At 48.7% G+C, this 21,880-nt stretch carries 14 protein-coding genes; 5 read left to right on the top strand and 9 right to left on the bottom strand.

Annotated elements, in window-relative coordinates:
* Positions 1–77 precede the first annotated feature (77 nt).
* Together WBJ53_RS21840 and WBJ53_RS21835 are read right to left on the bottom strand one after the other, a co-directional pair.
* Complete coding sequence (locus WBJ53_RS21840) at positions 78–635, bottom strand: RNA polymerase sigma factor (RefSeq protein WP_338870092.1); 558 nt, start codon at positions 633–635, stop codon at positions 78–80.
* Between the two features lie 185 nt (positions 636–820).
* On the bottom strand, positions 821–4,912 hold the full coding sequence (locus tag WBJ53_RS21835) for an ATP-binding protein (protein ID WP_338870090.1): 4,092 nt from the start codon (positions 4,910–4,912) through the stop codon (positions 821–823).
* A 138-nt stretch (positions 4,913–5,050) separates the two neighbouring features.
* Between WBJ53_RS21835 and WBJ53_RS21830 the strand changes: the two genes are divergently transcribed.
* Positions 5,051–5,491 carry a GNAT family N-acetyltransferase gene (locus tag WBJ53_RS21830; protein ID WP_338870088.1) on the top strand — a complete coding sequence of 147 codons (441 nt, stop codon included), beginning with the start codon at positions 5,051–5,053 and terminating at the stop codon, positions 5,489–5,491.
* Positions 5,492–5,532: 41 nt separating this feature from the next.
* Here WBJ53_RS21830 and WBJ53_RS21825 read toward each other — a convergent pair whose 3' ends face one another.
* On the bottom strand, positions 5,533–6,261 hold the full coding sequence (locus tag WBJ53_RS21825) for a universal stress protein (RefSeq protein WP_338870086.1): 729 nt from the start codon (positions 6,259–6,261) through the stop codon (positions 5,533–5,535).
* Positions 6,262–6,413: 152 nt separating this feature from the next.
* On the opposite strand from WBJ53_RS21825, the gene WBJ53_RS21820 reads away from it, so the two are divergent.
* Positions 6,414–6,827 carry a hypothetical protein gene (locus tag WBJ53_RS21820; protein ID WP_338870084.1) on the top strand — a complete coding sequence of 138 codons (414 nt, stop codon included), beginning with the start codon at positions 6,414–6,416 and terminating at the stop codon, positions 6,825–6,827.
* 299 nt (positions 6,828–7,126) lie between these two features.
* Here the strand turns inward: WBJ53_RS21820 and WBJ53_RS21815 are convergent, their stop codons facing one another.
* Together WBJ53_RS21815 and WBJ53_RS21810 are read right to left on the bottom strand one after the other, a co-directional pair.
* Entirely contained in the window at positions 7,127–8,080 is a 954-nt protein-coding gene (locus WBJ53_RS21815; protein ID WP_338870082.1) for an SPFH domain-containing protein, read from the bottom strand.
* A 91-nt stretch (positions 8,081–8,171) separates the two neighbouring features.
* Positions 8,172–9,347, bottom strand: coding sequence for an MFS transporter (locus tag WBJ53_RS21810; protein WP_338870080.1), 1,176 nt, complete (start codon positions 9,345–9,347; stop codon positions 8,172–8,174).
* A 352-nt stretch (positions 9,348–9,699) separates the two neighbouring features.
* Between WBJ53_RS21810 and adhP the strand changes: the two genes are divergently transcribed.
* Positions 9,700–10,785 carry an alcohol dehydrogenase AdhP gene (gene adhP, locus WBJ53_RS21805; RefSeq protein WP_338870078.1) on the top strand — a complete coding sequence of 362 codons (1,086 nt, stop codon included), beginning with the start codon at positions 9,700–9,702 and terminating at the stop codon, positions 10,783–10,785.
* Between the two features lie 138 nt (positions 10,786–10,923).
* Here the strand turns inward: adhP and WBJ53_RS21800 are convergent, their stop codons facing one another.
* The 3 genes from WBJ53_RS21800 to WBJ53_RS21790 all read right to left on the bottom strand — a co-directional run bounded on the left by WBJ53_RS21800 (position 10,924) and on the right by WBJ53_RS21790 (position 15,856).
* Positions 10,924–11,187 carry a type II toxin-antitoxin system MqsA family antitoxin gene (locus tag WBJ53_RS21800; RefSeq protein ID WP_338870076.1) on the bottom strand — a complete coding sequence of 88 codons (264 nt, stop codon included), beginning with the start codon at positions 11,185–11,187 and terminating at the stop codon, positions 10,924–10,926.
* A 312-nt stretch (positions 11,188–11,499) separates the two neighbouring features.
* Positions 11,500–14,541, bottom strand: coding sequence for a DNA polymerase I (polA, locus tag WBJ53_RS21795; RefSeq protein WP_338870073.1), 3,042 nt, complete (start codon positions 14,539–14,541; stop codon positions 11,500–11,502).
* 283 nt (positions 14,542–14,824) lie between these two features.
* A complete protein-coding gene (locus WBJ53_RS21790) occupies positions 14,825–15,856 on the bottom strand; it encodes a fasciclin domain-containing protein (RefSeq protein WP_338870071.1) in 1,032 nt (343 codons plus the stop codon).
* 207 nt (positions 15,857–16,063) lie between these two features.
* Between WBJ53_RS21790 and WBJ53_RS21785 the strand changes: the two genes are divergently transcribed.
* Complete coding sequence (locus WBJ53_RS21785; protein WP_338870069.1) at positions 16,064–16,513, top strand: hypothetical protein; 450 nt, start codon at positions 16,064–16,066, stop codon at positions 16,511–16,513.
* A 2-nt stretch (positions 16,514–16,515) separates the two neighbouring features.
* Here WBJ53_RS21785 and dnaE read toward each other — a convergent pair whose 3' ends face one another.
* Positions 16,516–20,151 (bottom strand): DNA polymerase III subunit alpha, encoded by a 3,636-nt coding sequence (gene dnaE, locus WBJ53_RS21780; RefSeq protein ID WP_338870067.1) that lies wholly within the window; start codon positions 20,149–20,151, stop codon positions 16,516–16,518.
* 387 nt (positions 20,152–20,538) lie between these two features.
* On the opposite strand from dnaE, the gene WBJ53_RS21775 reads away from it, so the two are divergent.
* On the top strand, positions 20,539–21,867 hold the full coding sequence (locus WBJ53_RS21775) for a glycosyl hydrolase family 28 protein (RefSeq protein WP_338877216.1): 1,329 nt from the start codon (positions 20,539–20,541) through the stop codon (positions 21,865–21,867).
* Positions 21,868–21,880 lie beyond the last annotated feature (13 nt).

The raw sequence follows: 21,880 nt of genomic DNA, 5'->3' as shown, positions 1-21,880 counted from the left end.
AAGAGGAAGTTTTTGGGTATTCGTAACTAAGCGTTTTAGGAATTTCGTTATCAGACAATCGTGCTAATAAACTGGAATCAGGTGCTCAATCGTCGGTGAACACTGGCCTGGAGCCGGTCGCGGGTACGTTTCAGCCGCATTTTTACGGCACTTTCAGAGAGATTGTACTGCTGGCTTAGGGCCCGAATCGATAGCCCGTCCTCGTATTTAAGCCGAAGTAGCGTTAACTCCTCCGGCGGTAGTTCCCGTAGTGATGTTTCCTGAGCCTGACGACGCTCTTCTGCAATGTCGGGTGGCCAATCGTCTGCCAACGACTCCGCAAACGGTAGATCGGCAATTGGCTCCATTTTCTTCCTGCTTTCTTTTTTTAGCTGAGTCAGACAATGGTTGTAGGAAACCGCATATAACCAGGTCGACAGGGAAGAGCGGTTTTGAAAGGAATCGAGCTTGTCAAAGACTTTCAGAAAAATATCCTGTGTATAATCCTGAGCCGAAGCACTGTTGTTGGTTAACGTCATACAGGTTCGGAATACCTTATGGACATATTGGCGATAGAGTTGTTCAAAGTTGTTTGCCTCGCTGCCGGGTGGTAATGGATAGGCTGGCGGTTGGCGGTGACGTTTCGGTTTTTTCATACGTATGAGCGATACTCCAAATCGAAAAAATGGGCCTCAATAAGGCTAAATCAATAACCTGCAAGTACTCTGTCAATCGATAAAGCTGCTAACACTCTCGTTACATTCGTTACCACTCATGTTACACACTATGAAAAAAATGGATTTTCGGGGAATGTGCTCAGCCGCTCATGTCGAATGATAGGCTAAATGTGGTTCTGATCCTGCGACTCCGACTGGGGGCGTTTAGCGTATTGCGACGGCAGAACACCATATTTTTCCTGAAAGACCTTGGCAAAATAAGACAGGTTATCGAAGCCAACGGCGTAGGCTATCTGGGTTACACTCTCGGTTTGGGCCATAAGCAGTGTGGCTGCTTCGCCAAGTCGAAGGTCGCGGATATAAACGGTAGCCGTAGTATTGGTCAGTGCCTTTAGCTTTCGGTGCAATTGCACACGACTCAGGTTAACAGCCTCGGCCAGTGCTTCGACACTGAACTCCGGGTCGTTCAGATGGTGCCGAACTACATTCGACAATCGATCCAGAAACTGTTGTTCGGCCGTAAGGGCGGGTGGAACAATTATGTCAGGTTTCGGCTGTTGTTGGTTGAGGGCAAACCACTGAAACAATCGTTCGTGTTGCTGAAGCAGGTTCCGAACCCGAAGCAATAGCTCCTGCCGGTCGAAGGGTTTGGTCAGATAGTCGTCGGCGCCAATGGTTAATCCTTCGATCCGGCTTTCCATATCGGCTTTGGCCGTAAGCATCACCACCGGAATGTGGCTGGTTGCTTCCTGAGTTTTGAGTTGCCTACAGAAGCCAAATCCATCCAGACGTGGCATCATCAGATCGCAAATGACCAGATCGGGCAGGGTGCTGAGTGCTATCTGCAAACCGTCCTGTCCGTCTATGGCTTCGGCAATCAGATAAGCAGGTTCGAGCACATGCCGGATATACATCCGCAGGTCATCGTTATCTTCAATAATTAGCACTGTTTTTTTGATGGAGGTTTCGTCGGCAACAGTCAGAGGCTCTTCTGGCTGAATGGCTTTCTGATTGAGCATAGCAACGGGTATCGCATCGGATTCCTTACGGGGTAGAACCGGAGCCGCAATTGGCACCAGCGGCAAGTCGATACTGAAGGTAGTTCCCTGATGCGGCTCGCTACTGACACGAATCTGGCCGTTCATGCTCGTAACCAGTTCTTTCACCAGGGCTAAACCAATGCCTGTGCCTTCATAACCTCGTTGCTGGCTGTCGTCGACCTGATAGAACCGGTCGAAAATTCGGTTTAGTTTTTCAGGAGGAATACCAACACCGCTATCATTGATTTGCAGCGTTATTCCTGGTTCCGGCGAATGATAGATGACGGTTAGCTGTACGGTTCCTTTGGCGGGGGTAAACTTCAGGGCATTCGATACCAGATTTGTTACGATCTTTTCGAGCTTATCCGAATCGTATTCCATCCATTGCTGGAACTGATTTTGGGTTAGGGATAGCTTAATATGCCGACTTTGGGCCAGCGACTCGAACGAGGCCACCCAGATCCGAAATTCGTCGGACAGATTGCCGGGTTTCAGATCCAGTTGTAATTGTCCCGCATCCAGCTTGGCCAGATCGAGCAATTGGCCGATCAACGTTTGCAGGCGGGTGGCATTGCGGTACATGACCTGATAGAGCGTATTGGCGGGGTGTTGTTGCCGAAGGTCGTTGAGTGGGCCGAGCAGCAGGGTAAGAGGGGTTCTGAATTCATGCGACAGGTTCGTGAAAAAGCGGGTTTTCAAGGCATCCAGCTCCGCTAACCGACCGGCTTCTTTGTGTTCGAAAGCAACTTGCTGCTGAAGCAGCAACCGTTGGGTCTGAAACCGGTTCAACTGCCAGATAAGTAGTCCCAGGGCTGTGAGATAAATCAGATAGGCCCACCACGTACGGTAGAATGGGGGTTGTATTCGAATGGATAACTCCAGCGGTTTACTCCAGTGTTCGCCATCGACCGATCCCATCATTTGTAGCCGGTAGTTGCCATCGGGTAGTTGGGCATAATTGGCAAAACGATTGGTTCCGGCTTCTACCCAGTCGTCGTCGATACCCTTCAGTTGGTAGCGATAACGATTATTGGCGGAGTTGGTATAATCCATAACCCCAAACTCAAAGGTGAGCAGGTTCTGGTCGTGCCGTAAATTAAGTTGCTTCGTGTATTCGAGTCCCTTGGAAAGCACATCGTCAAGTCCCCTTACCTCAACGGGTTTATTATTGATTCGTAGTCCTAAAATGTTCACCATTGGCGGCATTTGATCGACTTTGGCCAGTTCCGACGGTCGGAAGGTATTCAGGCCATTTACACCGCCGAACAGCAACTCGCCCGAAGCCGATTTAAAGAACGATGCTGTGTTGAATTCGTTATCCTGAAGCCCATCGGCCTGGGTATAGTTGCGGAATTGTTCCGTTTTGGGGTTAAACTGCGATAAACCCCGATTGGTACTGAGCCATAGATTACGGAACTCATCGACCAAAATGCCATACACCACTTTGTTGGGCAATCCCTGCGCTTCGGTAAAATGGTCGAAGAGGCCAGTTTGTTTGTCGAGTCGTTCAAGCCCTCCGCCTTTGGTGCCTATCCACAAATAGCGGCTGGGTTCGTAGGGGTCATCGACCAGGCACAACACGAAATCATTACTTAAACTTTGCCGACTCGTTGTTGAGTTTTTATAGTAGGTATAAGTTGGCTTTTCCGGAAGGTGCTCGGCTTTAATAAGCCCCTGTTGCGTACCGATCCAGAATGTGCCATCGGGTTCGCGAAGCAGCGCATGAGTTTCGGTTTCGGGGTTACTGCGCGCTAAATAACTGAATACCTGAAAGGTTTCGGTTTTAGGGGTAAAGTGGAGTAGTTTCCCGTTTGTAGCCCCAATCCATAGCGTACTGTCTGGGTCTTCTACCGTTTGGTTTACCCAGAAGCCAAATGAGATTCCGGCTGGTAAGGGATATTTTTTGAGCAGTTGCCAGGTACTGGAAAACTTGAACAAATGTTGTTCATGGGTTTGAAAATTGACATTAGACACCCAGAAAAGCCCCTGCCGACTCTGTATGATATAGCGTTGGCGTCGGTCGGCCTCGGGGAGTTTTTCGTCCAGAAAGGGGAGTAGCCGGTTCGATTGCCGGTCAATGAGCCCGTAGGCAAACTGATAGCGGCCATAGGTGCGCCCCTGCTTGTCGACGTAGAGTTGCGAGAGCGAGGTTCGGGGCAGGTATGAATGAAACTGATTGACTCGTGGGTTAAACTTACGGATGCCATAGCCACTGGTTCCTACCCAGATGTTGCCGGTTTTGTCGCGCAACAGTTTTGTGATGGCATATAAATTTGGTGGAAAGGTCATGAAAGCATCCCGCACGGTCAGGCTATCTCTGCTAAAAAGTTCCGTAGGGGATAAGAGCCAGAGGTGGCTAACTGTAGAAATGGCTAATGTGTTGGCGTCGATGGGTTTAATTTGAACGCCCAGGTCGTTTCTGACGGGAAAATCAATTGTTTTCGTAATACCCTTATGCCAGCATTTGATCTGGTGGCTGGTACTGATGAACAGAAAATCGTGTCTGCCATCCTCGTAAAAATCGAAAATGTCAGATGTCTGATTCTGAAATAAACGGAGTTTCGTTAGGCTGGTCGGCTTTTTCCAGTGAAAGGAATAAATGCCGTTGTCGAGCCCCGTAAGACCTTCGCCATTGGGCTTAAAGCTAAAATAAAGATTGGGCCGATTTGATTGTTCGCTGGTAATCTGGAGTGGTGTAAGCTGAACCTGATTCGTAAAATCGGGCTGATTGGGAAATGCCTGCTGGAGGGCAGCCGGTAAGGTGATTTTGAACGGTCGGCCTACACCAGTGCCTACCCAGATATTTCCTTCGGGATCTTCGGTCAGTACTCTGACCTCATAACTAGTCCCGCTCTGTGTTTTTTGATCGCGGATGGCAATGTGATAAAAACGCTGGGTCCGCTCGTCGTAGAGATTAAGACCCTTGTTGAGCGTACCGATCCAGAGCCGATGGTGCCGGTCGATCAGTAACGCCGAACAGGCATTGTCCGAAATGCTATATGGGTTGTAGGGATCATTGGTAAAAACCTTAAAATTGTAGCCATCATAGCGGTTCAGTCCATCTTTGGTCGCAATCCAGATAAATCCTTTCTGGTCCTGTTTGAGATCGAAGACCATGCCCTGCGACAGGCCATTGGCTATCGTAAGTTCCTGCCAGCCTTTCGGTTGGGCAACTATAATACCTGGAATAAAAAAGAGTAGGTAGAGGAAGCGCATTCAATATGCTGAATTTACACGTATTATACGCAAATTTAGCGATCCGGGATTCAGTTGATCGATCTGCAAAATGGACAAACGAAAACGTATGCCCCTGCGTTGGCTTCCGGAGATCCTGATTCATTTCACGCTACTACTATGGAAATTCGTCCTTTCAACCCCAGTGATACCGACCAATTGCTGACGGTTTTCCGGGAAAGTGTGCCTGGTGCATTTGGGATTAATGAAGTTGATGAATATGCAGAGTTTTTAAGGACCAATACTGATCCCTATTTTGTGGCCACTTACCAGGAAAAGCCAATTGGTGCCTGTGGCTACTACTGTTTGGAAGGGAAAAATGTGGCTCGCATCTGCTGGATACTTACTGACCCTGCCGCAAAAGGATTGGGTGTAGGTGGTGCTTTACTAACGCACACACTAAACCTGATTCGACAACAGACTAACATTCAGCAGGTTGAATGCCGAACGTCGCAGGTAGCCTATCGCTTTTTCGAAAAGTACGGGTTTCGGCTTCACTATACAGAGCCTGATATGTGGGCACCCGGCCTGGATCTGTATTTTATGACATTGGCTTTATAGACCTTTCAGGTTTCTGAAACCTGAAAGGTCTACTCGTTCCGCTATTTCTGGGGGTGATAAACCAGGACCGGAACCATCGACTTTTCGACCAATTGAGCCGTATGATTGGGGTGGAGTAAACGATCCAGAAAACCGGATTCTGGGTACAGTTGCATGACAATCAGGTCGGGGTGAGCGGTGCTAAGCTGATCGTCGGTTAACACCATAAGCTGAGCATGGAATAATTCCAGCAGCGAATCGGTTTGTGCCGACACAAGGCTCTGTGTTGTTTGGGGCTGCATGGCGTACACAATGGTATGCACCTGTGCCGGACGAATGGGCTTTCCTTCGTGGGGCATTGGTATAATCAGAACGGGGCAAACGGCTTCGTCGGCCACTTCGCTTACGGCGCTGCCCGCCAGCCGGTCGAAAAAGGTGCTCAGATCGCTGCGGCCCATAATGATCAGATCGGCCATGATCTCTTTGGCAACGTCCAGAATTTCATCATCAACCAGGCCAATTCGCCACTCCGCCCGTATCGATAAGCCTTCGGCTTCCAGTTCTGTAGCTAGTTTGGTAAGTCGCTGACGACTGATTTCTTCCACTTCCTGAGACGCCAGTATGCCCAGGCCGGGGTCGCCAACGGTGGGTAGTGTGGTATCGGGAATAATGGGCTGAAAAACGTGGAGGAGGGTAATGGTTGCTCCAGTTTTGCGGGCAAAAAGCCGTACCCAATCGAGTGCGGCCGATGTATTCGTTGAAAAATCGGTAGGAAAAAGCAGGTTTGTCATACTTGCGTGAACAGTGATTTGTATGATGAACAAACAAGTCGATCAATCGTCCCGGATAAAGCGCATAAATTTCCGAAAGACCGAAAATCGCGGTTACTTTCTTACAATTTATTGTCCACAGAGGTCACACAGAGAATTTGTTAGAGCATATTATGAGAAAACCTAATTACAACGATTTAGGACTGTCGGCCACAATGGGCCCTAAATTAAGGACATTTGTAGAAAGGCAACTTTTATGGGATTTAGCAAACTATAGTGTGACCATTGAGAATCTAAAGTTTGATTGGTTGGACAGTTGCATTGAAGGACGTGATACAAGTTGCTTAGACGGACAATTGGAAAACTTTTCTGGTATCACTGTCTATGATATTAATGACAAATTGGTTGCAGACGGTTGGATGGACTTTATTCACGAAGGAGATTTCTTTTTAGCCTATTGGGATTTTATTACTGTTTGGCAAGGCAACAGAAAAGTCTTGGATAAAACCAGATCTGGTATTCCAGATCATATCTGGCGACAAATCCCGGAGAGTATTCAGTGGAATTATAAACAAGCCCGATATTGAACCAAAGGCCTGTTAAGTTCTGGTGTTCAACCCCGAAGGGGTAAACTTATTATAGTCAAGAAAGGATCTATAATCAGCCAGGAGCCCCGAAGGGGTGATAGGGTTTCACCTCTTCGGGGCTCCTGGACCCTCTAAATCACACTAGCGGGCCGGCCTGTCAGGCTTAAAAAAGCAAACACTTAACAACCCCGCTGTCAACGTGAAGATGGAACCAGTAATGCTTGTTAAAGTCTATGCTTAAATGGAGAACTGTTGCCATAGAGCCGGAAAACCTCTGTGTCTTTGTGGACAAACAGAAATTACATCGCCGATGGGGTAATGATTGGTCCGGTCCCGTTACTGCCGTTCATTTTTTCGATAGCCAGCACCTGCCGCATAGTTTTTTCCATGGATTCAGTCGAGCCATCCAGGAAAATAACATTGCCTTTTCCATTTTCGGCAAAGTGTTTAATGGCTTCTGTCCAGATCGAAAACAGAATCAGTGAGGCATCCAGATTGGCTTCATTCATTACTCGGGCCGACTCGGCCATGCCTTTGGCAACTTCTTCGCGGAAGAGCGCAACGCCCTGACCGCGCAGTTGCGACGCCGTTTTTTCGGCTTCGGCCGATATTTTGATCGCATTCCCTTCGGCTTCGGCGGCTTTCGTTTTGGTGATCAGCAGTGCCTGGCCTTCGTTTTCGGCAGCCGCCCGCAGGTTCGATGAGGCCACTACCTGTGCCATCGACCGCATAATGACTTCATCGAAAGCGATATCGTTCAATTGCAGATCGGTGAGGTGATAGCCCCAGCTTTCGAGCAGCGTGTCGAGCTGCGACTTTACGTGTTCGATAATTTCGGAGCGGAGTGCCAGAATCTCGGACTGGCGTTTGGTTGCCACAAAGCTACGGATTGAGCCTTCGATGGTACGAATCAGTGCCTGCATGAACGACGCTTCATCGATAAACTTAAACGCTACATTCTTGATTGTTTCTTCGCCCTGATTCAATACCGAATACACCAGCATGGCCTTGAAGTTTACGTTGGCCTGATCGGCCGTAATGGCCTGAAACGCCAGCTCGACGGAGCGGTTCTGGATCGATATGCGTCGGTAGATGACTTCGATGAATGGGATTTTAAAATTTAATCCCGGACCCAGCACGCGGGAATACTTACCAAAAACGGTGATAACGGCTACCGTACCCTGCTGCACAATAACGATAGACAGGTAGATGACAATAGCTAGCAGAACGAATAAAATCCCTAAAAAGCTCATGTGGAAATTTGGCTACATACAAAAACGGATTCTGCGTCAAATTACAGAATCCGTTCATAGGCCAGGCAAAATATTGTGAGACCGGTAGGGCTTAATGACTGGTTGCCAGCTCGTAGGAGTCGGCGCTCTTTTGCCGGAAGTATACCATAATGGCCAGTGCAAAACCGCTGAATGCCAGCATGGCACCAATCCATTCGGGTGAGGTATAGCCAAAACCGGCCGCAATGGGCAAACCGCCCAGATAGGCACCTATGGCATTGCCGATATTAAATCCGGCCTGACTAACCGATGATGCCAGCATTTCGGAGCCGTTGGAGGCCCGAATCATCAGAATCTGAATAGGAGCGCCCAGCGAAAACGCAATGGCTCCCGTAATGAAGGTCATGATGAGTAGCGGCACTTTAAACGGAGCGACAAAGTAAACCGTGATCAGGCAGATAACCATCAGCAACAGAAACAGTGCTGTTGCTTTGATGGGTGAAATAAAGTCGGCCATACGTCCGGCAATCAGGTTACCGACGGCCATGCCTAACCCGGCCAGCACCAGAATCCAGGTGATTTGGTCACTGCCGAAATGGGCTACTTCGGTTAGGAGGGGCGCAATGTAGCTGAACCAGGCAAACAAACCGCCGGTACCGATAGCTGTGATTCCCAAAATCAGCCAGGGTTCAACGTGCGTAAAGAGTTTCAGGTCTTTACGAAGATTCGACTCACCCACAACCGGCAGATCGGGAAGCAATTTCTGAATGCTGGCCATTGTGATCAGCCCGACAGCGGCAATGATAACAAACGTCAGCCGCCAGCTCATCGAATGACCAATGTAGGTTCCGAGCGGAACCCCGATGATATTGGCAATGGTCAGCCCGGCAAACATCATCGAAATAGCCTGCGCTTCTTTTCCCCGTCTTGCTAAGCGGCTGGCTACTACGGCACCAACGCCAAAAAAAGCACCATGTGGCAAGCCCGACAACAAACGCGTAATCATCATGATTTGGTAGTTGGGCGCAAAAGACGACAGTGCATTACAAAACGTAAAGAGCGCCATCAGGCCCAGCAGAATCTTTTTGGGCGGATAATTCCCCGCAATGCCAACCAGCAACGGAGCGCCCAGTACTACGCCCAGGGCATAGGAAGAGATGAGGTGACCGGCAACGGGGATGGTGATATGTAAGGTGTTGGCAATGTCTGGCAGAATACCCATCATCACAAATTCGGTCATTCCAATCCCGAAGCCTCCGATGGTGAGAGGCAACAAACTTCTTTTCATTTTTGCAGCTTTCTATTGTTAACAGCGTGCGAATTTTATCTTGAAAAATTCACAATAATCATCCTTTTATGGTGATTATACAGTTGCTCAAATAGAAAAAATACAAAATTGTTCCCGCTTCTGCGAATGTTCTAATTTATTGATGCGTAGATGCAATTGACTGTTTGAGTGGACTACATCAAGGCATACCAATGATACATGCAGAGCCATGACTGACCAAGGTTTTATCTTTCCCTGATTCTCATCATATGTCTGCGAGGTGGCCAAACCTACTTTTGTTTCACTGATTTAGGCATCCTACCAATCAGAGCAAACTTTCTTTACAATCCTACTTAATCAACCCTTTCAAGTTATGATCCCAACAATGATGAAAGCGGCTGTTGCAAGAGCCTATGGTCAGCCTCTACAGATTGAACAGGTTCAGGTTCCTGCCGTTACGCCGGGGCGGGTATTAATCAAAGTGGCGGCCTGCGGAGTTTGCCATACCGACTTACACGCTATCAATGGCGATTGGCCCGTAAAGGCAACGCTGCCACTGATTCCGGGGCACGAGGGCGTAGGCACCGTTGTGGCTAAAGGAGAAGGCGTAACCGAAGTTGAAGTTGGAGATCGGGTGGGTGTTCCCTGGCTTTATTCGGCCTGTGGTCATTGCGAGCACTGCTTTACTGGCTGGGAAACCTTATGCGAGAGTCAGCAGAATACGGGCTATTCTGTACATGGTAGTTATGCTGAGTATGTTTTAGCCGATCCCAACTACGTAGGTCGCATTCCCGATTCGCTGTCGTTTCTGGAAGCGGCCCCTATTCTTTGTGCTGGTGTTACCGTCTATAAAGGGCTGAAAGAAACCGAAGTGAAGCCAGGGCAATGGGTTGTTATTTCGGGTATTGGCGGGCTGGGACATCTGGCCGTGCAGTACGCTAAAGCAATGGGTATGCGGGTAGCTGCTGTTGATATTCAGGACGATAAGCTCAGACTGGCCCGGCAGGTAGGAGCGGAGTTGGTTGTTAACGCGGCAGTAGATGATCCGGTTGCCGTGATTCAGAAACAGATTAAAGGCGCACATGGCGTTTTGGTTACGGCGGTTTCCCGGCCGGCTTTTGCGCAGGGAGTAGGTATGCTACGTCGTCATGGAACTATTGCCCTTGTTGGATTACCGCCCGGCGATTTTGACCTGAATATCTTTGATATGGTTCTGACCCGAAAAACAGTCCGTGGGTCTATTGTCGGAACTCGGCAGGATTTGGTCGAGAGTCTGGAGTTTGCTGCCAGTGGAAAGGTAAAAGTACACTATCGAACCGACCGGCTTGAAAACATCAATCAGGTTCTTGCCGAGATGACCGAAGGCAAAATAGATGGACGGGTCGTACTTGATATGGCTGCTATAGCCCCCCAGCCAGAAACGCAGGCCGAGCTTGCGCCTGTGGCCGAATTGAGTTAATAATGGAATAAGGGTACAATGTATTGATACGAGCGAATTCCGGTTCGGGGCCGGAATTCGCTCAACTATAGCTCACCGTTTAGTGCGCCAGCAGCCAGTTTTCGCCAACTCCAATGCCGGTTTCCATCCGAACGGCCATTAACTGGCCTGATTTAGAACATTCCAGCTCTCGAGAGGAATAGAAACCTGTTTGGTAGGCATTTGGCCATCCTGATAAATCGCTTCGAACCGGTTTTCTATCTGCTTTAATGTTTTTATGTCGTAATATTTTTCTCCACAATACGTACAAACCTGTGTTGGTACCTCATCAACGACCATCAGCAAACCATTACGCTGGTAGATATACTGCGTCGATACATGCTTAAATTCCTCATTGCCACAAAAGCTACATTTATCTGTCATGATCGATTGCGTTTAAGTGGTGTTATAAATTTAGGTGGAGTTGGGATATAAACAGTTATAATAACGACCTGTTCCGCCTTTCTGCCAATCACGATATGAATGGGCTTTCCTTCTGATGTAAAACCAGCGACCAGACAACATGCCCCTCTGCCTGTATCCGCATACTGCTCAAGGATAATTCCATGCTGTATTGCCTCTTCCACTTCGGTAAGTGTCAGATTATCAGCCAATCGTTCTTTGTCAGCGTGGGCTGAATACAGATACGTTTGTGCCTGTATTCACGCTTTGATCCAGTCAGGCTCAATCATCTTGTCAGTGCGCCAGCAGCCAGTTTTCGCCAACACCAATGCCGGTTTCCATCCGAACGGCCATGGGAATGGCGTTCTTCATGATGTCGTCGACGCGTTCGCGCAGCAGATCAATTTCGGAGCGGTGAGCATCAAATACCAGTTCGTCATGAACGGTCAGGATCATCTTCGATTTGAGCCGTTCGGCCTGCATGAAATCGTGGATACGAATCATGGCAATCTTAAGCATATCGGCTGCACTGCCCTGAATGGGTGCGTTGACGGCGTTGCGCTCGGCAAACATCCGATCGGTCTGGTTGCGGGAGTTGATGTCGCGCAGATACCGACGACGCCCCAGAATGGTTTCGGCATAGCCAAAGCCACGGGCTTTTTCAATGCTTTGATCGATAAACCCTTTTATGGCCGGGAATTCGGTAAAGTAGTCGTCGATGATTTGAGCGGCTTCTTTACGCGGAATCTTCAGCCGCTGCGACAAGCCAAAGGATGAAATGCCGTAGATGATACCGAAGTTGATTGTTTTGGCTTTCCGGCGCATATCGCTCGTAACCTCGCTGATGGGCACACGGAAGACCTTGCTGGCTGTTTGTGTATGAATGTCGACGCCGTTGTTAAAGGCATCAAGCATGGTCTGGTCGCCACTGAAAGCAGCCATAATTCGTAGTTCGATCTGCGAATAGTCGGCCGACATGATCAGAAACTCCGGCCCACGTGGCACAAACGCCTTCCGAATTTCCTGACCGCGTGGTGTGCGAATCGGAATGTTTTGCAGGTTAGGGTTCACCGACGATAGGCGTCCGGTTGCGGCCACAGCCTGATTAAATGAGGTATGAATTCGTCCGGTTCGTTTGCTGATCAGCGTTGGCAGCACATCGACATAGGTATTTTTGAGCTTGACCAGTTCGCGATAGTCCAGAATTTTACGGGCAATTTCGTGTTCGGCTTCCAGTTTCGACAGGATCTCTTCGCCTGTTGCATACTGGCCGGTTTTGGTCTTTTTGGCGTTTTTATCGAGTTTCAGTTTATCGAACAGCACTTCGCCTAATTGTTTCGGCGACCCAATGTTAAATGGTTCACCGGCGATGTCGTAGATCTCCTGCTGCACCTGCCGCATATCAATTTCCAGCGTGGCCGACAGGTCGGCCAGGGCATTGGTATCGATCGTAACGCCTTCCAGCTCCAGATCGGTTAGCACCCGAACGAGTGGCATTTCGACCTGATCGAATAGCTTATGGAGGTTATCTTTTTCGAGCCGGGGCGCAAAGGTTTCTTTCAGTTGCAGCGTAATGTCGGCGTCTTCGCCCGCATACTCCACAACCTTTTGCACATCCACATCGCGCATCGACAATTGCCCCTTGCCTTTCTTTCCAATCAGCTCTTCGATTTCGACCGGATGGTAGTTCAGATACGTCATGGCCATCATGTCCATGTTGTGCCGCATTTCGGGCTCAATCAGATAGTGAGCAATCATGGTGTCGAAGAGTTTTCCCTGTACTTCAACGCCATATTTTTTCAGCATCAGCAGGTCATACTTAAGGTTCTGACCAATTTTGCCGATGTTTGGGTTTTCGAATACTGGTTTAAACTGATCAACAATGGCCTGTGCCTGATCGCCATTGTCAGGAACGGGCACATAGAACGCTTCGCCCGTGCGGTAGGCAAACGACATTCCGACCAGATCGGCTTCAACCGGGTCAATAGCGGTGGTTTCGGAGTCGAAGCAAATGCTCTCCTGAAGACTTAGGTAATGAACCAGGCTGGCCCGCAATTCGTCTGTATCGATCAGTCGGTAATCGTGTTTTACCGACATGATATTCTTTCGTCGCTCGGGCTGCGTAGGATCAATCTCATAATCAGGATAAACGTCGAGATAAGCGGGCTGATCGTCGGCACTGGGTTTCTGCTCGTTACCTTCAATCGATACTGCATCGGTTACGCCATTCGGTGTGGCTGCTGTTGCCGATGCGGTAGGGGCTTTGACTGGTGTTTTTTGCTGACGAATAGGAGACGCAATGGGTTGCGTCTCTACATTACTCGAAAAATCGAATGGTAACTCATCGCTTCCTGATGGAGTATCAGGCATTGGCAAAAACGCCGGAGCATCGAACAGATTCATTTGGGCCGATGCGGGCGTTTTGAAGGCTTCGGGCAATGGCTTTTCGTCGTAATTGGCTCCCAGCAGGCGGGTTTTCATCTGCCGGAATTCCAGCTCGTCGAGCAATGCTGCCAGCCGGGGCTTGTCGTATTCACTATGGCGCAGGTGCTCTTCGTCGAAAGCGACCGGAACGTCGAGATGAATAGTGGCCAGTTGTTTCGACAGCAGACCTTGCTGGCCGTAGTTAACGACGTTTTCTTTCAGTTTGCCCTTTAGCTGGTCGGCATTGGCAATCAGGTTTTCGACCGAACCAAAGTCGGCAATGAGTTTTTGGGCCGTTTTTTCGCCAACGCCCGGGATTCCCGGAATGTTATCGACCGAATCGCCAACCAGACCGAGCATATCAGTCACTTGTTCGATGCGTTCGATCTGCCAGCGCTCCAGTACTTCTTTGATACCCTGCTTTTCGGCTGGTTTGCCCATAAAGGCGGGCTTATAGATATGAATATGCTCTTCAACCAGTTGCCCGTAATCTTTATCGGGGGTCATCATATACACCTCAAAATCGGCCAGTGCTGCTTTTTTGGCAATAGTTCCAATAATGTCGTCGGCTTCGTAGCCTTCCAGAATCAAAATCGGGATGTGCATAGCCTCAATAATTTGTTTAATGTAAGGCGTGGCTATGCTTATGTCTTCGGGTTGCGACTGGCGTGTGGCCTTATACATCGGGAACTGTTCGTGCCGAAACGTTTTTTTTGCTGAGTCGAACGCTACCCCAATGTGCGTGGGTTTTTCTTTGTTCAGGACCTCAATCATCGAATTCATAAAGCCAAAAATGGCGGAGGTATTTACCCCACGCGATGAGATCCGGGGAGATTTGTTAAATGCAAAATGGGCGCGGTAGATCAGGGCCAGCGCATCTAACAGAAAGAGTTTTTTTTGTGGTTGGGCCATTCGATACAGGTCACAGGTCAATGCGCCAAAGGTCGAAAGTCTTGCGGAAAATCCCGCGTTTTCGCCATGACAAATTAAGACTAATCTGGATTTATGCTTATAAACATAACAGCCCCAACAGGGTTTTGATTCCTCTTCAGTAGTCTGGAATCGTGCTAAAAAAGAAGCCGTTCCCGGCCAGGGAACGGCTTGAGTAACGAGTTGGTCATTAGTCATCCGTGTCGTAGACACAAACCTCCAGCATCTGTGATATAAGCGCGGGCGACTACTAACTAATCACCATTTATTTCGGCAATAGCAATCGATCGATGATGTTGACGACGCCATTCGTGGCTGGAATATCAGGGAAGGTTATATTGGAGGCTGTACCACCATTGCCGGTGCCCGTAACTGTTAGCGCCGTTGTGCTACTTGCATAGGTGATGGTTGTGCCCAGGGCCGTTGTTAAACTCGATCCGCTGGTAATGAGTGGTGTAAAGACCCGGCCGGGAACAATATGGTACTGGAGAGTTTGAGCCAGGGCTTTTATTTTAGCGGAATCGGCGGGTAACGATAAACCAGCTATCTCGCTTACGTCTTTATAGCCAGATGCCATAAAGGCTACATCTGTGGGCGCAAAAACGGTCATCGGAGTTGTGCCTGTCAGCGAACTTACCGCGCCGACTTTTGCTACGGCTGCCTGCAAAAACGTAAAGGAAACCGTAGGGAATAGGGTCGGAATGCCCTGAATTGTACTGGCCAGATCGCCCAGAACAGGCGGAATAAGCACCCGGTCGATCACATGAACGACGCCGTTACTGGCTTGTACATCGGCCCTTACGATATGGGCACCATTCACAGAAATTGCGCTTGAGGTCGACGACGAAGCCACTTTAGAGATGTAGAGCGGTAAGCCGTTCAGTGCCTGAACAGGCGTAAGGAGTGCTGTCGGAATCGCTGAAGATTCTGTTTTTGCCCCCAGAATGTGATACTGAAGAACTGCCTGTAACTGTAGCTGGCTGATTTGCTTTAAGGCATTTGTATCGGCATAAGCTGGTCCGAGTAGCTTAAAGGCATCGTCGGTTGGAGCAAAAACGGTGTATGTACCCGGCTGACTCAGAGCACCGCTTAACCCGGCCAGCGAAATAGCTTTTTTGAAGAGCGTAAACTGATTATTGATCACATTGCCATTGCTGATCAGATCGTTGATGGTTGGCGGAATGGGTGTGTTGTCATCGTTTTTTTTACAGGAAGAAAAAGTAAGTGTTAGAAGCAGCAGCAGTGCTGATAGTAAGCCCCACGGGCGTCCGTTGGGTAGTAGTTGAGTGAGATTCATAAGGGATTGGTAGTTTATTCTGGATAAAAAAGAAGCTAAACGTTTTTGATCCGTTCTGCAAATGAACGACTGTTTATGGGTTTTGTTCACATCGTTTCACCAATATTTATTGCAGATTCGATTAAAAAAAGGTGAAAGCATCTTCTGCCTGATCGCTAAACCATGTATCGGGTTGTTAGTTATGGAGTAATCAACACAGTCCTGCTTATGCGCACTTTATTGCTGTTCTGTAGCCTTATGATACTGGTTAGCTGCCAGAAAAACTCGTCTACTGAGTCAGAAAAAGCGAATAGTCAACCTGGGGAGGTTGCTATAAAGCCAGATACGCTTTGCTTTCAGCAAATCCTGAAACGCGACACTACAACGCTCCAATTGAAGATCGACGGGCCGACGGCTTCGGGGTATTTAGATAATAACCCTTACGAAAAAGATCGGGCTCGCGGCCCGATCGAAGGTACGGTAGCAGGTAATCAGATTCGGGCTACCTGGAGTCGATCAGGCGAAGGCATTACAGAACGATACGCTATAACCTTTACGCTGAAAGGCGATGCTATCGTGTGGCGCGAAGGCGAACGGGTTCAGAAGCAGGGTATCTGGGTTTTGAAAGAACCAGCCAGGGGTTACGAATATGTCTTGAATAAAACCGATTGTAAGTAACCCTACGCCACCTTACATGTGACGCCATCCATCGCTTCCAGAGCTCGCAGGAACGTGTTGGCTGGGAATACCTTCACCGTTCGCGCCTGTAGGCTCACCTCAATCCGTTCGATCGGATCAACGACATTTAACGACAAGGTGCAGGTACCGGGGTGGGCATTGATCAGTTCGTTAATTTGGTTGATGAGTTGCGCATTTAACACATCCAGCATGAGCGATACCCGAACTTCTTTGCAGAACTTTTCGCGCATTTCGTTTAGCAGACGAATGTTTGTCGGTTTAAATTCCAGTTGATCGGAATTCCAGCGGTTTTGCGTTTTGCCCGTAATGTGAAGAAAACGACCCACGTCGACATACTGACCCATTCGCACATAATCGTCGCCAAAGAGGGCCATTTCGATGGCGGTGCTGTAATCTTCGATTTTGAAAATACAGAAGGGATTTCCGTTTTTAGCAATCTTGGTCTGTAGTGACGTTACGATACCTGCCACCTTGATTTCAGGTGTTTTGACTTCGTAAATCTTGTCGAGCGTACAGTTGCAGAATCCTTCCAGTTCGAGTTTGAATTCGTCCAGTGGGTGTCCTGTGATGTAGAAACCAACAACATCTTTTTCAAACTTCAGTTTTTCGATCTGATTCCATTCGGGCACGATTGGGGGCTTAGGGCGCGGTAACATGGGTTCTCCGCCCGTAATAGACCCAAATAAGGATTGTTGGGCAGCGGCTTTTTCGGCGTGGTAGTTGTTGGCGTAGCGAATAATTTTCTCCAAAAACGCGCTGGTTTCGGTCTGCGGTATGTCAAAATACTGCGCCCGGTGATATTCGTCCAGCGCATCGAAAGCACCGGCATAGGCCAGCGATTCGAGGGTTTTTTTATTCACTGTGCGTAAATTTACCCGAATGGCAAAATCGAAAATATCCTTATAGGCTCCCCCTGCGTTCCGTTCTTCAATGATGGCTTCTACGGCAGCATCGCCCGCACCTTTAATGCCACCCAGCCCAAACCGAATTTCACCTTTTTTATTGACACCGAATACCCGCTCCGATTCATTTACGTCAGGACCAAGCACGGGAATGCCAAGGTTTTTACACTCTTCGAGGAAGAACGTAATCTTGTCGATGTTACCCAGGCAGCTTGTTAATACGGCTGCCATGTATTCTGACTGATAATAGGTTTTGAGGTAGGCGGTCTGGTAAGCAACAAACGCATAGCAGGTTGAGTGCGATTTGTTGAAGGCATAGGACGCAAAAGCTTCCCAGTCGGTCCAGACCTTTTCGCAGATTTTCAGGTTGAGTCCATTGGCTGCACAGCCGTCCATAAACTTACCTTTCATCTTGTCGAGCACATCCTTCTGCTTTTTCCCCATGGCTTTCCGCAGAATGTCGGCATCTCCTTTGGTGAAGTTGCCAAGTTTCTGCGACAGCAGCATTAACTGCTCCTGATAAACCGTAATGCCGTACGTATCTGCCAGATATTCCTCCATTTCGGGAAGGTCATATTTGACTTCCTCGCGCCCGTGTTTTCGGGCAATGTAGTTTGGAATGTAGGCAATTGGCCCCGGGCGGTAAAGGGCGTTCATGGCAATGAGGTCCTCGAAGCGGTCGGGCTTGAGGTCCTTCATATGCTTTTTCATACCGTCGGATTCGAACTGAAAAATGGCGTTGGTTTCGCCCCGCTGGAAGAGTTCGTAGGCTTTGGGATCGTCGAGGGGAATATCGTCAATATCCGTTTCAACGCCATTGACAAAGAAACCGCCATAGTTCTGTTTAATGAGCCGCAGGCATTCCTTGATGATGGTGAGGTTGCGCAGCCCCAGAAAGTCCATCTTGATAACACCCGCATCTTCGATTACTTTTCCTTCATACTGCGTGATAATCAGGTTCGTATCTTTGGATGTCGACACGGGTACGATGTTCGACAAATCGTCGGGGGCAATAATGATACCGGCTGCGTGAACCCCTGTATTCCGAACGGTTCCTTCGAGCCGTCGGGCCTGTTGCAATACGTTCTGTACCTTTTCGGTATCGATCAGTTTCATGGTTCGCCCTACCGACTGATCGCCTGATTCGAGGGCGCGCATTCGGCGAACGTTCTCGACTTCTTCGGGCTGAATGATACTGGCCAGGCCACCAGGCCCTTCGATAGGATCTTCAAAGATCCGCCGGAGGGTCATATTGTAGGTGGGTTTGTCGGGAACGAGTTTGGCCAGCGCGTTGGCGTCGGGCAGGGGTAAATCCATCACCCGGCTTACGTCTTTAATGGCCGATTTGGCAGCCATTGTACCATACGTGACAATAGCTGCCACCTGCTGTTTGCCATATTTGTCGACCACATAATCGATTACCCGTTGGCGGCCTTCGTCGTCGAAGTCCGTATCGATATCGGGCATCGATTTCCGGTCGGGGTTCAGGAACCGCTCGAACAGCAAATCGTATTTAATAGGGTCGATATTGGTAATGCCAATGCAGTAGGCCACGGCACTACCAGCGGCACTACCCCGTCCGGGGCCTACCATCACACCCAGGTCGCGCCCGGCCTTAATGAAATCGGCTACAATGAGAAAGTAGCCCGCAAATCCCATTGTCTTGATGGTGAACAGTTCAAAATCAAGGCGTTCCTGGGCTTTCTGGTCAATTTCGCCCCATCGTTTTTTGGCTCCTTCAAAGGTAAGATGCTTGAGGTATTCCCACTGGTTGGCTACATCGTCGGTATGGAGTTGAAACTCCTGCGGGATGGGAAAGTTGGGCAGCAGAATATCACGTTTCAGTTTCAGCACTTCTACCTTGTCGACAATTTCGTTGGTATTGTCGATGGCTTCGGGTAAGTCGTGAAACAAAGTGCTCATTTCCTGCGTGTTCTTGAAATAGAACTGATCGCTGAAGAACGCAAAACGAGTGTTTTTGGGCATCACCTCGTCGTCGCTGAATTCTTTCATCGAAGGCGTACTCTGTTTCTCGCCCGTATTCACACAGAGCAGAATGTCGTGGGCTACCCAGTCGTCGCGGTCGACATAGTGTGAATCGTTGGATGCTATAATTTTGACATTATATTTCCGCGCAAACTTAACGAGCACTTCGTTTGCTTTAATCTGATCGGGAATCTCATGGCGCTGCAGCTCAACGTAATAGTCTTCGCCAAAGCGGTCGAGCCACCATTTAAACTCAATTTCGCCGGCTTCTTCGCCTTTTTTCAGGATTGTTTTCGGCACAATGGCCCCAATGCAGCAGGTAGTCGCTATCAGGCCTTCCTTGTATTTGTCGATCAGAGCTTTTGTTACTCGCGGATATTTGCCATACAGCCCTTCCATATAGCCCAGTGAACAGAGCTTGGCCAGGTTTTTATAGCCCTGTGGGTTTTTGGCCAGTAGCAACTGGTGGTACCGAATGTCTTTTTGCTCTTTGGTAAACTGCTTTCGTGTATGGTCTTCTACGACGTAAAATTCGCACCCAACAATGGGCTTGATACCCTGTTTGCTGGCTTCGGCCACAAACTCGAATACGCCAAACATATTGCCGTGGTCAGTAATGGCTACGGCAGGCATATTGTCGCCTTTTGCTTTCTTGATCAGCTTTTTAATATCGGCCTGCCCATCGAGCAGCGAATATTGAGTGTGGCAGTGGAGGTGTGAGAATTGCATAGGTCTGAACTGTCTGAACCGCACGGGTGGCTCCGCAGGATTTTGATGATTTTCCTGACCTGCGGGATTTTGTTCTTTTGTAAAAATAGGAAAACTCGCGGGTTCGGGGCTAACGATGGAAAGGGAATTTTGGAAAGATTTTGGTAAGGTGTTGAGGGTGAAAGCAATTTAAGTGAAAGGGGCGAATTGAAATGGGAGATTCGTTTAAACGGCGAAGAACAGTTGCACACGTATGTACTTTGCATACCCCAAGTGATAAGTAAGCAGGATAATTTGTCTTGTATCGCCTTTACTAAAAACCACCCGAAGGTGCAGGAAGGACAACGCACTAAAGGGGGGCAACTTGCTGCTCTAATGCTGATAATTTTACAGATCGACCTGCTCAAAATGAGAAAAATAAGCTTCGTTCTCGTGTGCATACTTATTGCAGCCATAGAGACTGTTGCGCAGAAAACGACGAAGGCTACTTTCCCCGATGGGAGTTCAATTGGTAGTTGGTTTACTGTATCTCCCAAAATAAACCTTGCGCAACTCGGAAAAACGTATGTGATTACCGATTTTGGGGCGAAGCAAGACAGTATACTCGTACAAACCAACGTTATTCAGAAGACTATTGACCTCGCAGCCAGTAAGGGTGGGGGTGTAGTCGTAATTCCGAAGGGGACGTTTAGAAGTGGTGCTTTATTTTTCAAGCCCAAAACCCATTTATATGTAGCAGAGGGCGCGGTTTTGAAAGGGTCTGATACTATTGCCGACTACCCAAAGTTGCCGTCGCGTATGGAAGGCCAGAGTCTGGATTATTTTGCGGCACTGGTCAATGCCTATCAGGTAGATGGGTTTACCATCTCGGGGAAAGGAACGATTGATGGCAATGGATTGCGATTTTGGGAAGCATTCTGGGCACGACGCCGGGAAAATCCGAATTGCACAAATCTGGAGGTTTCACGCCCCCGGCTCGTATTTGTCTGGAAATGCAACAACGTACAGGTGCAGGACGTAAACCTGCACAATGCAGGTTTCTGGACCAGTCATTATTACCAGTGCCATAATGTGAAAGTGCTGGATGCGCATATTTATTCGCCCTATAAACCCGTAAAAGCCCCCAGCACCGATGCTATTGATATTGATGCCTGCACAAACGTGTTGATTAAAGGATGCTACATGTCGGTCAATGATGATGCCATTGCGCTTAAAGGTGGCAAAGGCCCCTGGGCCGACCGTGTACCCAACAATGGGGCTAACTCCAACATCATTATCGAAAACTGTGAGTTTGGCTTTTGCCATTCGGCGCTTACCTGCGGTAGCGAAGCCATTCATAACCGAAACATTATCATGCGAAACTGTCATGTCAGCGAAGCCAGCCGGGTGTTGTGGCTGAAGATGCGGCCCGATACGCCCCAACTGTATGAGTACATCAGTCTCGAAAACATAAAAGGGCAGGCGCATAGCCTGCTGTATGTGAAGCCCTGGACTCAGTTTTTCGATTTGCAGGGGCGTCCTGATGTTCCGCTGTCGTATTCCGATCACATAAGTCTAAAAAATATTGAACTTAGCTGTGATACGTTCTTCGATGTTGCCATTTCAGAACATGACAAACTCTCTAATTTCACGTTCGAAAATTTCGTGGTCGACAGCAAAAACGCGGCTATAGACAAAAAGGTAGTCAGCGGTTTTATCCTCAAAAATGTAAAAATCAATCGCGCCCTCGTAGAGTAAACAGTTGCCCGCA

It is taken from the genome of Spirosoma sp. SC4-14, assembly GCF_037201965.1.
In the GTDB taxonomy this organism is placed as follows: Bacteria; Bacteroidota; Bacteroidia; order Cytophagales; family Spirosomataceae; genus Spirosoma.
Note: the sequence above shows the minus strand (reverse complement) of the source record. Positions and strands in the feature narration are given on the sequence as shown.

Excerpts from the sequence above, each read along its gene's own strand:
- WBJ53_RS21840 (WP_338870092.1), bottom strand. The coding sequence starts at position 635 with ATGAAAAAACCGAAACGTCACCGCCAACCGCCAGCCTATCCATTACCA.
- WBJ53_RS21835 (WP_338870090.1), bottom strand. The coding sequence starts at position 4,912 with ATGCGCTTCCTCTACCTACTCTTTTTTATTCCAGGTATTATAGTTGCC.
- WBJ53_RS21830 (WP_338870088.1), top strand. The coding sequence starts at position 5,051 with ATGGAAATTCGTCCTTTCAACCCCAGTGATACCGACCAATTGCTGACG.
- WBJ53_RS21825 (WP_338870086.1), bottom strand. The coding sequence starts at position 6,261 with ATGACAAACCTGCTTTTTCCTACCGATTTTTCAACGAATACATCGGCC.
- WBJ53_RS21820 (WP_338870084.1), top strand. The coding sequence starts at position 6,414 with ATGAGAAAACCTAATTACAACGATTTAGGACTGTCGGCCACAATGGGC.
- WBJ53_RS21815 (WP_338870082.1), bottom strand. The coding sequence starts at position 8,080 with ATGAGCTTTTTAGGGATTTTATTCGTTCTGCTAGCTATTGTCATCTAC.
- WBJ53_RS21810 (WP_338870080.1), bottom strand. The coding sequence starts at position 9,347 with ATGAAAAGAAGTTTGTTGCCTCTCACCATCGGAGGCTTCGGGATTGGA.
- adhP (WP_338870078.1), top strand. The coding sequence starts at position 9,700 with ATGATCCCAACAATGATGAAAGCGGCTGTTGCAAGAGCCTATGGTCAG.
- WBJ53_RS21800 (WP_338870076.1), bottom strand. The coding sequence starts at position 11,187 with ATGACAGATAAATGTAGCTTTTGTGGCAATGAGGAATTTAAGCATGTA.
- polA (WP_338870073.1), bottom strand. The coding sequence starts at position 14,541 with ATGGCCCAACCACAAAAAAAACTCTTTCTGTTAGATGCGCTGGCCCTG.
- WBJ53_RS21790 (WP_338870071.1), bottom strand. The coding sequence starts at position 15,856 with ATGAATCTCACTCAACTACTACCCAACGGACGCCCGTGGGGCTTACTA.
- WBJ53_RS21785 (WP_338870069.1), top strand. The coding sequence starts at position 16,064 with ATGCGCACTTTATTGCTGTTCTGTAGCCTTATGATACTGGTTAGCTGC.
- dnaE (WP_338870067.1), bottom strand. The coding sequence starts at position 20,151 with ATGCAATTCTCACACCTCCACTGCCACACTCAATATTCGCTGCTCGAT.
- WBJ53_RS21775 (WP_338877216.1), top strand. The coding sequence starts at position 20,539 with ATGAGAAAAATAAGCTTCGTTCTCGTGTGCATACTTATTGCAGCCATA.